Annotated in this window: 11 protein-coding genes and 1 tRNA gene; 11 read left to right on the forward strand and 1 reads right to left on the reverse strand. The window is 68.7% G+C overall.

What is annotated here, in order from left to right:
- A tRNA-Ser gene (locus AC07NF_RS07205) sits at nucleotides 1–90 on the reverse strand.
- A gap of 108 nt (nucleotides 91–198) precedes the next feature.
- On the opposite strand from AC07NF_RS07205, the gene AC07NF_RS07210 reads away from it, so the two are divergent.
- The 11 genes from AC07NF_RS07210 (at nucleotide 199) to AC07NF_RS07260 (ending at nucleotide 13,055) form a co-directional block, all read left to right on the forward strand.
- On the forward strand, nucleotides 199–1,209 hold the full coding sequence (locus AC07NF_RS07210; protein ID WP_494627763.1) for a septal ring lytic transglycosylase RlpA family protein: 1,011 nt from the start codon (nucleotides 199–201) through the stop codon (nucleotides 1,207–1,209).
- Between the two features lie 32 nt (nucleotides 1,210–1,241).
- A complete protein-coding gene (tmk, locus tag AC07NF_RS07215; RefSeq protein WP_494627761.1) occupies nucleotides 1,242–1,868 on the forward strand; it encodes a dTMP kinase in 627 nt (208 codons plus the stop codon).
- Between the two features lie 3 nt (nucleotides 1,869–1,871).
- Nucleotides 1,872–2,873: a DNA polymerase III subunit delta' gene (locus AC07NF_RS07220; RefSeq protein WP_494627760.1), complete on the forward strand. Its 1,002-nt coding sequence runs from the start codon at nucleotides 1,872–1,874 to the stop codon at nucleotides 2,871–2,873.
- Nucleotides 2,870–3,658 carry a TatD family hydrolase gene (locus AC07NF_RS07225; protein ID WP_494627758.1) on the forward strand — a complete coding sequence of 263 codons (789 nt, stop codon included), beginning with the start codon at nucleotides 2,870–2,872 and terminating at the stop codon, nucleotides 3,656–3,658. The genes AC07NF_RS07220 and AC07NF_RS07225 overlap by 4 nt, the downstream gene beginning before the upstream one ends.
- Nucleotides 3,655–4,458, forward strand: coding sequence for an MBL fold metallo-hydrolase (locus AC07NF_RS07230; RefSeq protein ID WP_494627756.1), 804 nt, complete (start codon nucleotides 3,655–3,657; stop codon nucleotides 4,456–4,458). The genes AC07NF_RS07225 and AC07NF_RS07230 overlap by 4 nt, the downstream gene beginning before the upstream one ends.
- Before the next feature lie 202 nt (nucleotides 4,459–4,660).
- Nucleotides 4,661–4,867 carry a hypothetical protein gene (locus tag AC07NF_RS07235; protein WP_295110465.1) on the forward strand — a complete coding sequence of 69 codons (207 nt, stop codon included), beginning with the start codon at nucleotides 4,661–4,663 and terminating at the stop codon, nucleotides 4,865–4,867.
- Between the two features lie 369 nt (nucleotides 4,868–5,236).
- Nucleotides 5,237–6,949, forward strand: a complete 1,713-nt coding sequence (kdpA, locus tag AC07NF_RS07240; RefSeq protein WP_494627753.1) for a potassium-transporting ATPase subunit KdpA — start codon at nucleotides 5,237–5,239, stop codon at nucleotides 6,947–6,949.
- Nucleotides 6,950–6,960: 11 nt separating this feature from the next.
- Nucleotides 6,961–8,997: a potassium-transporting ATPase subunit KdpB gene (kdpB, locus tag AC07NF_RS07245; protein ID WP_494627751.1), complete on the forward strand. Its 2,037-nt coding sequence runs from the start codon at nucleotides 6,961–6,963 to the stop codon at nucleotides 8,995–8,997.
- A 102-nt stretch (nucleotides 8,998–9,099) separates the two neighbouring features.
- Nucleotides 9,100–9,780, forward strand: a complete 681-nt coding sequence (locus AC07NF_RS07250) for a TorF family putative porin (protein ID WP_494627749.1) — start codon at nucleotides 9,100–9,102, stop codon at nucleotides 9,778–9,780.
- A 17-nt stretch (nucleotides 9,781–9,797) separates the two neighbouring features.
- Nucleotides 9,798–10,376, forward strand: a complete 579-nt coding sequence (gene kdpC / locus AC07NF_RS07255; RefSeq protein WP_494627747.1) for a potassium-transporting ATPase subunit KdpC — start codon at nucleotides 9,798–9,800, stop codon at nucleotides 10,374–10,376.
- A complete protein-coding gene (locus AC07NF_RS07260) occupies nucleotides 10,377–13,055 on the forward strand; it encodes an ATP-binding protein (protein WP_494627745.1) in 2,679 nt (892 codons plus the stop codon).
- Nucleotides 13,056–13,062: the final 7 nt, after the last annotated feature.

The raw sequence follows: 13,062 nt of genomic DNA on the forward strand, positions 1-13,062 counted from the left end.
TGGCGGGCAGGGTGGGATTCGAACCCACGGTAGACTTTCACCTACGGCGGTTTTCAAGACCGCTGCCTTAAACCACTCGGCCACCTGCCCGGAGCAGGCGGCTATATCAGCGCGATCCGCCCTTAACCAGACTTCAAAACAAACGAGTGACGATGTGAGCTCGGAAGGGGTGTGGACCCGTCTGGACACTTGAGCGGAATGAACCAGCGTATCCAACAGGCTTGGCGGACCTTGCGCACTCTCGGCCTCATGGCCGTGGCGGCGGCGAGCCTGGCGGCCTGCGCGACGCCCAAGTACGAGACCGGCAAGTCCGGTTTCACGGCCACGGCCCGCAACGACACCACGCGAGGCTCGGCGCCGCGCGCGGGCTCGACGGTGGGCAAGGACGGCAAGGCGCTGCGGGGCACCGAGAAGCCCTATCAGATCAATGGCATCTGGTACTATCCGAAGGCCGATCCGGACTACAACGTCGTGGGCGTCGGCTCGTGGTACGGCGATCAGTTCCACAACCGCCGCACCGCCAACGGCGAACTCTTCGACATGAACATCCCGTCGGCGGCTCACAAGACGCTGCCGCTGCCCAGCCTGGTCGAGGTGACCAACCTGGATACCGGCCAGAAGATGATCGTGCGGGTCAACGACCGCGGGCCGTTCGTCGGTGATCGTGTCATCGACCTGTCCAAGGCCGCCGCCCAGCAGCTGGGCTACTATCGCCAGGGCGTGGCCCGCGTGCGGGTGAAATATGTCGGCCCGGCGTCCAAGAGCGTGTTCGATCCGCAGCGTCAGTACGCCCGCGCTTCGACCCCGCCGCCGGCGCCGGTGCGAACCGGTCCGCGCAGCTTCGACGACATCAAAGAGCCGCCGCAGCGCGTCCAGGTCCTGCCGTCACGCGCCGAGCCGGACTGGGCCCAGACCAGCGCGCCGATCATGCAGTCGGCCCCGCAGATCAATCCGCCCGATCGCGTCTATGCCGCGGCCAAGTCGGCCTATCGTGTGCAGGCCGGCTCGTTCTCCAGCCGCGAGAACGCCGAAAAGGCCGTGCGCCAGCTCTCGGGGACCGGACAGGCCGCGATCGACACCATCGAGCGCGCCAACGGCACGCTCTATCGCGTCACCGTGACCGCCGGCCAGGACGAGGGCTCAGCCTGGAGCCTGCGCGATCGCGTGGAGTCGCTGGGCTATCAGGGCGCGACCGTTCTTCGGCCCTAGACACAGCTCGGAAACCGGTCGAATGAGGCCGGGTGACCCAGGGTTCTTTCATCAGTTTCGAAGGCGGGGAGGGGGCTGGAAAGTCCACCCAGATCCGCCGCCTGGCCGAGCGGCTGCAAGCGGCCGGCCATGACGTCGTCGTCACTCGCGAACCGGGCGGCAGCCCCGGCGCCGAGGCCATTCGCGAGCTGCTGGTCAACGGCGCGGCCGACCGCTGGTCGCCGGTCACCGAGACTCTTCTGATGTACGCCGCTCGCCGCGACCACGTGGAGCGGGTGATCCGCCCGGCGCTGGCGCAGGGCAAGGTCGTGCTGTGCGACCGCTTCGCCGATTCCACCCGGGCCTACCAAGGCGCGGGCGGCGACGCGCCGGCCAGCCTGATTGCCTCGCTGGAAGAGCATGTGCTGAACGGCACGATCCCGGTGCTGACCCTGATCCTGGATCTGCCGGCCGAGGTCGGCCTGCAACGCGCCGAGGCGCGGGGCGGCGCCGCTCGCTTCGAGTCCAAGGGCATCGAGTTTCACCAGCGCCTGCGCGCCGGCTATCTGGAGATCGCTCGCCAGGAGCCTGAGCGCTGCGTCGTCGTCAACGCCGACGCCACGCTTGACGATGTCACCGCCGCCATCGCCGAGGCGGTCGCCCAGCGACTGGATCTTTAGGCGATGCCGGCCCATCCGCGCGACGTCTACCAGCTGGACGGCCAGTCCGCCGCCGAGGCCGCGTTCCTCGACGCCCTGGAACGCGGCCGACTGCACCATGCCTGGCTGCTGACCGGTCCCGAGGGCGTGGGCAAGGCGACCCTGGCCTACCGCATGGCGCGGCGCCTGCTGGGCGCGCGGCCCGAGCCCGGCCTGGGCCTGCTGGGCGCGGCGCCGTCCGACGTGGTCAGCCGCCAGGTCGCCGCTCGCTCGCATCCCGACCTGATGGTGCTGGAGCGCCTGACCGACGACGGCAAGGCTCGCAAGTCGATCCCGGTCGACGAGGCGCGGCAACTGCCGGAGTTCTTCTCCACGACGCCGGCCATCTCGCCGTATCGCGTGGCGATCATCGACGCCGCCGACGACCTGAACGTCAACGCCGCCAACGCCGTGCTGAAGACGCTGGAGGAGCCGCCGGCGCGCGGGGTGATCCTGTTGATCAGCCATGCGCCGGGCAAGCTGCTGCCGACCATTCGCTCGCGCTGTCGTCGCCTGGCCGTGCCGGCTCCAGGCGTTCCGGCCGCCGCCGAGATGGTCGAACGCATGGCCGACGTCTCCGGCCGCGACGCCGAACGTCTGGCCCGCATGGCCCACGGCGCGCCGGGCAAGGCGCTGCAACTGGCCGCCGCCAAGGCCATCGAGATGGACGACGCGGCCAACGACATCCTGCGCACCTTGCCCAAGATCGACGAAGGCGCGCTGCTGGCCATGGCCGACACCTTCCGAGGCGCGGAGGGCATGGCGCGCTTCGAGCTCCTGATGGATCGCCTGGCCGATCAGGTGCGGATCTTCGCCACCCAGGTGGCCGCCGACGGCAAGCAATCGCCAGGCCTGGACCGCTGGGCGGCGGCCTGGGAGCGTCTGTCCAACGTCTCCGGCGAGGTCGAGGCGGTGAACCTGGATCGCGCCGACGCCTTCTGGAGCGTCATCTCGGACTTGCGCGCGGCGGCCAAGACGGCGATTTGAGCGGCATGCTCATCGACAGCCACGTGAATCTGCACGCGCCCCAGTTCGCCGAGGACAAGGACGCCGTCATCGCCCGCGCCCGAGAGGCCGGCATCGCCCTGATGGTCACCATCTGTGACAAGGTCTCGTCCTTCGAGGCCGTGCACGCCATCGCCATGGCCGAGCCGGACATCTGGTGCACGGTCGGCACCCATCCGCACGAGTCCAAGGAAGACCCGGACCTGACCGCCGCGCGCCTGGTCGAGCTGGCCCAGCGCCCGCGCGTCATCGGCATCGGCGAGTGCGGCCTGGATTTCCACTACGATCTGTCGCCGCGCGATGTGCAGGCCAAGGTGTTCCGCCAGCACTGTGTCGCCGCGCGCGAGAGCGGCCTGCCGCTGGTGCTGCATACCCGCGAGGCCGACGAGGTCATGGGCCAGATCCTCGAGGAGGAGCACGCGGCCGGGGCCTTCAAGATCCTAATGCACTGCTACACCAGCGGCGCCGAGCTGGCCGCGCGGGCCGCCGCCTTGGGCGCCTGGTTCTCGGTGTCGGGCATCGCGACCTTCAAGCAGGCCGAGGATGTGCGGGCGGTGATCCGCGACATGCCGGCCGACCGGATTATCGTCGAGACCGACTGCCCGTACCTGGCCCCGGTGCCGATGCGCGGTCGCCGCAACGAGCCGTCATATCTGCCCCATATCTACGACAAGCTGGCCGAGATTCGCGGCTGGAGCCGGGCCGACACCGAACAGCGGACCGAGGACGCCTTCTTCAACCTGTTCGACCGGATCCCTCGTCCATGACCGGACCGCTGGAGTTCACGATCCTGGGCTCCGGCTCGTCCGGCGGCGTCCCGCGCGCCGACGGCAATTGGGGCGATTGTGATCCGGCGGAGCCCAAGAACCACCGCTCGCGCTGCTCGATGCTCGTCCGGCGGCTGGGGCAGGGGCCCCAGCACGAGACCACGGTCGTCGTCGACACCTCGCCGGATCTACGCCTGCAGACCGCCCACGCTGGCGTGAAGCGGGTCGACGCGGCGCTGTTCACCCACGATCACGCCGACCAAGCTCACGGCATCGACGACCTGCGGCCGTTCTTTCTCAATCAGCGCCAGCGCATCCCGACCTGGATGGACCAGGCCACGCACGACGGCCTGCTGACCCGTTTCGAGTACATCTTCAAGACGCGCGGCGGCTATCCGGCGATCCTGGAACCGCGCCTCATTCCGCCACTGGGCGAGGACTTCGCCATCGATGGGCCCAGCGGGTCGATCCCGGTCCATACCTTCGACGTCGACCATGGCGAGATCCGCGCCGTTGGCTATCGTTTCGGCGGCGTGGCCTATACGCCGGACGTGCGGGCGATCCCCGACGGCAGTTGGGCGGATCTGGCAGACCTCGACGTCTGGATCGTCGACGCCCTGCGCTGGACGCCGCATCCGACCCACGCCCACGTGGAATTGGCCCTGGAATGGATCGCCAAGGCCAAGCCCAAGCGCGCCATCCTGACCAACCTGCACATCGACCTGGACTACAACGCCCTGACGGCCAGACTACCGCCCGGCGTCGAGGCGGCCTATGATGGTCTGCGCTTTACGCTTTAGGTCGAGTGAGCGACGGAAAGTCGCCGGCCGATCGTCATGACAAGGAGCCTGCAGGAGAGGCGAATGTTCGCCTTGATCGCAAGTTCGCCCAAGTTTGTCTAAAACCTGGCTGTACGTAACAGCGCTGAAATAAGCTCGTCCAACAACACCGTCATAGGGACGCGGTAGAGTCACTTTCCCGTGCGTCACTGACAGACCTCACATGGCTGAAACCGTCACCATTTCCCGAGAAGTCTTCCAGCGCCTGCGATCGCGGCTGCCCGCCGTGACGCGCGAGCACCTGTTCGACTGCTACGCGATCAGCGAGACGACCTGGACCAAGCTGCGCGACGGCAAGCCGGTGAAGCGCTCCACGCTGGACCGGATCATGATCAAGCTGGCCAAGCTGGACGCCCGCGTCGCCGCTTAAGCCAGGGTTGGCCATAGCCAACCCTAATTCTTAGCTTCGGAGCGCTTCTGGGCGAAACCGCTCACACTTTCGCCGGCGCGCTCCGCCCGATCTTTATGCCGCCCTTATGTGGCGGCTCAGCTTCGACATAGAGCCCTTACGCTCCAAAATGGTCTGTGGCCTCCAACACCAAAGGAGGCCGTTATGGCTGATCTTCTCTACGGGGCGCTGGCCTTGGGCCTGTTCGCCCTGTTCGGCGCATTCGTCGCCGCGCTGAGGCGCGTGTGACCATGCTCGTGAACCTGCTGTGGGCGGCCGGGGCCATCGTGGTCGCCGGCTACATGGTCGCCGCGATGATGCGACCCGACAAGTTCTGACGGATTTCCTCAAATGAACTGGCAAGGATGGGCGGAGATCGCCCTGACCCTGAGCCTGGCGGTCACCATCGGTTGGCCGCTGGGCGTTTTCATGTCGCGCGTCTGGAATGGCGAGCGGACGTTCCTCGACCCGGTGATGCGTCCCGTCGAGGCCCTTTTCTACACCGCCTGCGGCGTTGATCCGAAGAAGAGCCAGAGCTGGCACGTCTATGCCCTGGCGCTGCTGGCCTTTAACCTGGTCGGCTTCATCATCACCTACGCCGTCCTGCGCCTGCAGGGCGTGCTGCCGATGAACCCGCAGGGCTTCCCCGGCCTGTCGGGGCATCTGTCGTTCAACACGGCGATCAGCTTCGTCACCAATACCAACTGGCAGAGCTATGCGGGCGAGACGACCATGTCGACGCTCAGCCAGATGGTCGTGCTGACCGTGCAGAACTTCGTCTCGGCCGCCACTGGCGCGACCGTGGCCGCGGCCCTGGCGCGCGCCTTCCTGGCCAATCGCGGCGAGGGCGTCGGCAACTTCTGGGCCGACCTGATCCGCACCACGCTCTATGTGCTGCTGCCGCTGTCCTTCGTGGTGGCCGTGCTGCTGGTTGCCTTGGGCCTGCCCCAGACCCTGGCCGCCGGCGTCACCGCCCACACCCTGGAAGGCGCCGATCAGAAGATCTCGCTCTACGCCGTGGCCTCTCAGGAAGCCATCAAGATGCTGGGCATCAACGGCGGCGGTATCTTCAACGCCAACTCGGCGCACCCGTTCGAGAACCCCACGCCGCTGACCAACCTGATCACGGCCGTCTCGATCAACGTGCTGGGCTGGGCCGCCTTCTTCGCCTTCGGCCGCATGGTCATGGCCAAGAAGGACGTCCGCGCCCTCGTGATCGCCGCCTTCGTGCTGCTTTTCGCCGGCGCGGCGGGCATCTACGCCACCGAGACGCAACCTTCGCCGGCCCAAGTCGCCGCCAAGGTCGACACGACGGTCAACATGGAAGGCAAGGAGGTCCGCTTCGGCGCGCCCGCCACCGCCGCCTGGGCCGCCATGACCACCGGCGCCTCGAACGGCTCGGTCAACGGCATGCACTCCAGCCTGATGCCCCTGGGCGGCGGCATCGCGATGTTCCTGATGCAACTGGGCGAGATCCTGCCGGGCGGTATCGGGTCGGGCATCGCCATTATGGTCGTCATGGCTCTGCTGTCGGTGTTCGTCGCCGGCCTGATGGTCGGCCGCACGCCCGAGTACCTGGGCAAGAAGATCGAGGCCCGCGAGATCCAGTTCTCGATCCTGGCCGTGATCGTCATCCCGCTGTCGATGCTGGGTTTCTCGGCGCTGGCCGCCGTGCTGCCCGAGGCGCTGAAGGGCCTGATGCACGCCGGGCCGCACGGGCTGTCGGAGATCCTCTACGCCTACGTCTCCGGCACGGCCAACAACGGCTCGGCCTTCGCCGGCCTGACCGCCAACGCGCCGTGGTGGAACGTCACCCTGGCGCTGGCCATGGCCATGGGCCGCTTCCTGCCGATCGTGGCCGTCCTGGCCATCGCCGGCGCCCTGGCCGCCAAGCCCAAGCTGGCTCCCACCGCCGGCACGCTGCCGACCGATGGCGGCCTGTTCGTCGGCCTCCTGGTCGGGGTGATCCTGATCCTGGGCGGCCTGCAATTCTTCCCCGCGATGGCGCTGGGACCGATCGTCGAGCACTTCCAGGTGCTCGGCGCGGTCGCGGCCCTTCGCTGAACGGTGACATCATGAGCGCCATCAATATCCGCGCCGGCGGTCTTTCCGGCCCTGTCCTGGCCCGCGCGGCCAAGGACAGCTTCCTCAAGCTCGATCCGCGCAAGCTGACGGGCAATCCGGTGATCTTCGCCACCTGGATCGTGGCCCTGCTGTCGACCGTCTCGGCGGTCGCGGCGGTGGCCAACCACCAGGCGGCGGGCTTCGCCATCCAGGTGTCGATCTGGCTGTGGGCCACGGTGCTGTTCGCCAACCTGGCCGAAAGCGTGGCCGAAGGGCGCGGCAAGGCGGCGGCCGACAGCCTGCGCGCCACCCGCGTGACCACCAAGGCCAAGCTGATCGTCGACGACAAGACCGGGACCTATGTCCCGACTCCGGCCCACAAGCTGGGTGTCGGCGAGGTGATCCTGGTCGAGGCCGGCGATGTGATCCCGACCGATGGCGAGATCATCGAGGGCATGGCCAGTGTCAACGAGGCGGCCATCACCGGCGAAAGCGCGCCGGTGATCCGCGAGAGCGGCGGCGACCGCTCGGCCGTCACCGGCGGCACCACGATCGTCTCCGACTGGCTGAAGATCCGCGTCACGGCCGAGGCGGGCAACACCTTCCTCGATCGCATGATCGCCATGGTCGAAGGCGCGGACCGTCGCAAGACGCCGAACGAGATCGCCCTGGCCGTGCTGCTGGCCGGCCTGACCCTGATCTTCCTGATCGCGGTCGTGACCCTGCTGGGCCTGGGCAAGTTCTCGGGCGTGGTGCTGGATCCGCTGGTGCTGGGCGCGCTGTTCATCACGCTCATTCCGACGACCATCGGCGGCCTCCTGTCGGCCGTCGGCATCGCCGGCATGGACCGCCTGCTGAAGGTCAACGTCCTGGCCACCTCGGGCCGCGCCGTGGAAGCGGCCGGCGACGTCGACACCCTGCTGCTGGACAAGACCGGCACCATCACCTTCGGCAACCGCATGGCCACCGAAGTGATCCCGGCCCCCGGCGTGCGTCCGGAAGCGGCGATGCGCGCGGCCCTGATGGCCTCGCTGGCCGACGAGACCCCGGAAGGTCGCTCGATCATCGAGCTGGCTCGCAATCAGGGCCTGATCGTCGAGGCTCCGGCCGGCGCCACGGCGATCCCGTTCACCGCCCAAACCCGTCAGTCGGGCCTGGACCACGACAGTCGCTCTTGGCGCAAGGGCGCGGTGGACGCCGTCTATCGCTCGCTGGCGCTGGAGCCCAAGAGCGTCGCGGTCGAGCTGACCGGCGCCGTGGATCGTATCGCCCGCTCGGGCGGCACGCCGCTGGCGGTCAGCGAGGACGGCGTTCTGGTGGGCGTCATCCACCTGAAGGACGTGGTCAAGCCGGGCGTCAAGGAACGCTTCGCCGACCTGCGCCGCATGGGCCTGCGCACGGTGATGATCACCGGCGACAACCCGGTGACCGCCGCCGCCATCGCCTCCGAGGCTGGCGTCGACGACTTCCTGGCCGAAGCGACTCCCGAGGACAAGCTGCGCTTGATCCGGGAAGAGCAGGGCAAGGGCCGCCTGGTGGCCATGTGCGGCGACGGCGCCAATGACGCGCCCGCGCTGGCTCAGGCCGACGTCGGCGTCGCCATGCAGACCGGCGCTCAGGCGGCCCGCGAGGCCGGCAACATGGTCGACCTGGACAGCGACCCGACCAAGGTCATCGAGATCGTCGAGGTCGGCAAGCAGATGCTGATCACCCGCGGCGCCCTGACGACCTTCTCGATCGCCAACGACGTGGCCAAGTACTTCGCCATCATCCCGGCGATGTTCGTGGTCTCGTTGCCGGCCCTGGGCGCGCTGAACGTCATGCACCTGCACAGCCCGCAGAGCGCGATCCTGTCGGCGGTGATCTTCAACGCCCTGGTGATCGTGGCCCTGATCCCGCTGGCCCTGAAGGGCGTGAAGTACCGCGCCATCGGCGCCGGCAAGCTCCTGTCGCGCAACCTGACGCTCTACGGCATCGGCGGCCTGCTGGCGCCGTTCGTGGGCATCAAGCTGATCGACATGATCGTCTCGGCCCTGGGGCTGGCCTGATGCTCCGCCCGATCGCCAGGGACTTCCTCTTCGGCGCCGTGGCGATCGGGCTCGTCTTCCTGGCGGCCTATTCCGCCGAACTCTTCCTCTGAAAGACCTCCAATGACTTCCCGCATTTTCGCCGCTGTCTCGGTTCTGGCTCTGTCGGCTGGCATCGCCCAGGCCCAAGAAGGGCCGAAGCTGAGCTACAATCTCGGTGTGGCCTCGGACTACGTGTTCCGTGGCGTGTCCCAGACCCAGGAGGACCCGCAGCTGTTCGGCGGCGTCGACCTTACTGCCGGCAAGTTCTACGCCGGGACCTGGGCCTCGAATGTCGATTTCGGCGACAAGACCGACGCCGAGGTCGACCTCTATGCCGGCTACAAGCCCACCGTCGGCGCCGTCTCGCTGGATCTTGGCGTGATCTATTACGGCTATCTCGGCGCGCCCAAGGGCGCCGACTACGGCAATGTCGAGTTCAAGGCCGCCGGTTCGGTGCCGGCCGGCAAGGGCGCCCTGGGCGCGGCGGTGTTCTACAGCCCCGACAGCTTCGGCGCCGCCGATGAAGCCGTCTACTACGAGCTGAACGGCAGCTATCCGATCGTCGACAAGTTGTCAGTCTCGGCCGCCGTTGGCCGCCAGACCTATGAAGGCTCGGGCGACTACACGACCTGGAACGTCGGCGCGGCCTACGCCCTGACCGACAAGCTGTCGCTCGACCTGCGCTATCACGACACCGACGAACATGGCTTCGGCAAGACTTACGGCGCACGCGCCGTGGCGTCGCTGAAGGCCGTGTTCTAAGAAAGGAGCACAAAGCCATGCTTTCGCATCTTCGTCCCGCTCTGGTCTCGATGGGCCTCTTCACCGCGCTGCTGGGCGTGGCCTATCCGCTGGCCGTCACCGGCGTCGCCCAGGCGGCGTTCCCGGCCCAGGCCGGCGGCAGCCTGGTCCGCGACGACAGCGGTAAGGTCGTCGGCTCGGCCCTGATCGGCCAGGTCTTCGCCAAGCCGGAATATTTCCACGGCCGTCCGTCGGCCGCCGGTAACGGCTATGACGCCGGCGCGTCCAGCGGCTCGAACATGGGTCCGCTGAACGAGAAGCTGATCGAGCGCGAGAAGACCGACGCCGCCAGCCTGCGGGCCGAGAACCCCGGCGCGGCCATCCCGGCCGACGCCGTGACCACCTCGGGCTCGGGCCTGGATCCGGACATCTCGCCGGCCAACGCCCGCTTCCAGGCGCCGCGCATCGCCAAGGCGCGCGCCGTGCCCGAGAAGGCCGTGCTGGCCACCATCGACCAGCATGTCGACCAGCCGCTGCTGGGCTTCATCGGCCAGCCGCGCGTCAATGTGCTGGCGCTGAACCGGGCGCTGGACGCTCGTTTCCCGAAAGGCGGATAGTTGCCGGCCGACGAACCGAAAAGGCCCGACCCAGAGGCGCTCCTGGCCGCCGCCAACAAGGCGCGCCGGGGGCGCCTCAAGGTGTTTCTGGGCATGGCCCCAGGCGTGGGCAAGACCTACGAGATGCTGCGCGCCGCGCGCCGTCGCAAGGCCGAGGGCGTCGACGTCCTGATCGGCGTCGTCGAGACCCACGGCCGCCGCGAGACCGAGAGCCTGCTGCGTGGCATGGAGGTCCTGCCGCGCAAGCCGATCGAGCATCGCGGCCGTGTCCAGATGGAGTTCGACATCGACGCGGCGCTCGAGCGCAAGCCCAAGATCCTGCTGGTCGATGAGTACGCCCACTCCAACGCCATCGGCTCGCGTCATCCCAAGCGTTGGCAGGATGTCGAGGAACTGCTGGCCGCCGGCGTCGACGTCTGGACCACCCTGAACGTCCAGCACCTGGAGAGCCTGGTCGACGTCATCCAGCGCATCACCGGCGTGCGCCAGCGCGAGACCGTGCCCGACAGCGCCCTGTCGCGCGCCGACGCCATCGAGCTGGTCGACATCACGCCCGAAGAGCTGCGCGAGCGGATGGCGGCCGGCAAGGTCTATGTGCCCGAGACCGCGCGGCTGGCCTCGGAGAACTTCTTCAAGGTCGAGAACCTGACGGCCCTGCGCGAGCTGGCCTTGCGTCGCGCGGCCCAGACCGTCGACGACCAGCTGGTCGCCGCCATGCGCGAGAAAGGCGTCGAGGGGCCCTGGGCGGCGGGCGAGCGGATCCTGGTGCTGGTCAGCGGCGACGCCATGGCCGGGGCCCTGGTCCGCGCCGGTCGGCGGCTGTCGGACATGATGATGGACGCACCCTGGATCGTCGCCCACGTCGAGCGCACCGACCGGCCAGCGGCCGGGGAGGGCAGCGCGGCCCGCCTGCGCGAGGCCTATCGCCTGGCTGAACAGCTGGGCGGCACGACCGTCGCCCTGACCGGCGGCGACATCGTCGCGACCGTGATGGCCTATGCCCGGCGCGGCAACGTCACCCAGATCGTCATCGGCAAGTCGGTCGAGAGCCGCTGGCGTGAGATCCTCGGCCGTTCGCTGGCCGCCGCCCTGCTGCGCGAGGCGCGAGGCGTGGCCGTGCACGTGGTCACCGAAGCCGCCCCTGAGCGCGAGCCCAAGCCGGTGCGGCCGCTCAGCCTGGGACGCTGGCAGGGCTACGCCGTCGGCGCGCTGTTTGTCGCCGCCGCGACCCTGGCCGCCTGGGGCCTGGACGTCGCCTTCGACCGCGTCGATCTGGGGATGATCTTCTTGGCCGCCGTGCTGGCCGCCGGGGTGCTGCATGGCCTGAGGCCGGCCCTGGCGGCGGCGACCGTGGCGTTCTTCGTCTACAACTACCTGTTCCTGGCGCCGCGCTACAGTCTGGCGATCGGCGCGCCGACGGACTTCATCACGCTGGTGGTGTTCTGGGCCGTGGCCTTGGCGTCCGGCGGCCTGGCCGGCCGGGTTCGCGACCAGGCCCTGGGCTCGCAGCGCCGCGCCGCCGCCGTCGCCACCTTGCTGGCCGCCAGTCGGACCTTGTCGGCCGCGACCGGCCGCGATGCCGTCGCCCGAGCGCTCGCCGAGCAGGTCGCGGCTGCAGCCGGTGGACGATCGCTGGTCCTGCTGCCGCAGGGCGAGGAGATCGCGCCCGTCGCCGGTTCACCCAGCCTGGAACCGCTGGACGCCGCCCAGATGGCCGCCGCGCGCTGGGCCTGGGAGAAGGGCGAGGCGGCCGGCTTCGGCACCGGCACGCTTCCCCAGGCCAGGTGGACCTTCTGGCCGCTGGAAGGCGTGCGCGCTCGCACCGGCGTGGCCGGGGTCGAGGCCGGCGCCGCGCCGCCTGGCTCCGACCATGAACGCCTGGTCCTGGCCTTGCTGGAGCAGGGCGCCGTGGCCCTGGAGCGTTCGCAGCTGGCCACCGAGGCGCTGGAGACCGAGACCCTGCGCCGCGCCGATCGCTTCCGTTCGGCCCTGATGAACTCCGTCAGCCATGACCTGCGCACGCCGCTGTCGACGGTGCTGGGCGCCTCGACCACGCTGCTGGACTACGGCGACAAGATGCAGAAGGCCGTGCGCCTAGACCTGCTGCTCAGCATCCGCGAAGAGGCTGAACGCCTCAGTCGTTACGTCGCCAACCTGCTGGACATGACCCGGCTGGAAGGCGGCGGCCTGAAGCTGCGCAGCGACTGGACCGACGTCCGCGACGTGCTGAACGCCGCCGCCGAGCGGGTCACCCGCCGCCTGGGCGAGCGGACGCTGACACGCGACTATCCGGCGACCCTGACCCTGGTCCAGGCGGACGCCAGCCTTCTCGAGCAAGTCGTTGTGAACATTCTGGAAAACGCCATCACCTACAGCGGCGACGGCAGCCGGATCGAGCTGGCGGTCTATGAGGATCGCGGCAATGTCGTGATCAGCGTCGAGGACGAGGGCAGGGGCGTTCCGCCGGCCGAGCTGGAGCGGATCTTCGACAAGTTCCGCCGCATGGAAGAACCCAGCGATCGCCACCAGGGCGCGGGCTTAGGCCTGGCCATCGCCAAGGGTTTTGTCGACGCCATGGGCGGCCGCATCGCCGCCGTCAGCCCGATCCATGACGGGCGCGGCACCCGCATGCTGATCAGCCTGCCCAAGGCGATCGCCACGCCGCGGGATCTGCTATGAGCGCTTC

The sequence above is a fragment of the Caulobacter sp. GW821-FHT10A06 genome, from assembly GCF_059415805.1.

What these genes read in the sequence shown, in the direction of transcription:
- AC07NF_RS07210 (WP_494627763.1), top strand. Translation starts at nt 199, where the DNA reads ATGAACCAGCGTATCCAACAGGCTTGGCGGACCTTGCGCACTCTCGGC.
- AC07NF_RS07220 (WP_494627760.1), top strand. Translation starts at nt 1,872, where the DNA reads ATGCCGGCCCATCCGCGCGACGTCTACCAGCTGGACGGCCAGTCCGCC.
- AC07NF_RS07230 (WP_494627756.1), top strand. Translation starts at nt 3,655, where the DNA reads ATGACCGGACCGCTGGAGTTCACGATCCTGGGCTCCGGCTCGTCCGGC.
- AC07NF_RS07235 (WP_295110465.1), top strand. Translation starts at nt 4,661, where the DNA reads ATGGCTGAAACCGTCACCATTTCCCGAGAAGTCTTCCAGCGCCTGCGA.
- kdpA (WP_494627753.1), top strand. Translation starts at nt 5,237, where the DNA reads ATGAACTGGCAAGGATGGGCGGAGATCGCCCTGACCCTGAGCCTGGCG.
- kdpB (WP_494627751.1), top strand. Translation starts at nt 6,961, where the DNA reads ATGAGCGCCATCAATATCCGCGCCGGCGGTCTTTCCGGCCCTGTCCTG.
- AC07NF_RS07250 (WP_494627749.1), top strand. Translation starts at nt 9,100, where the DNA reads ATGACTTCCCGCATTTTCGCCGCTGTCTCGGTTCTGGCTCTGTCGGCT.
- kdpC (WP_494627747.1), top strand. Translation starts at nt 9,798, where the DNA reads ATGCTTTCGCATCTTCGTCCCGCTCTGGTCTCGATGGGCCTCTTCACC.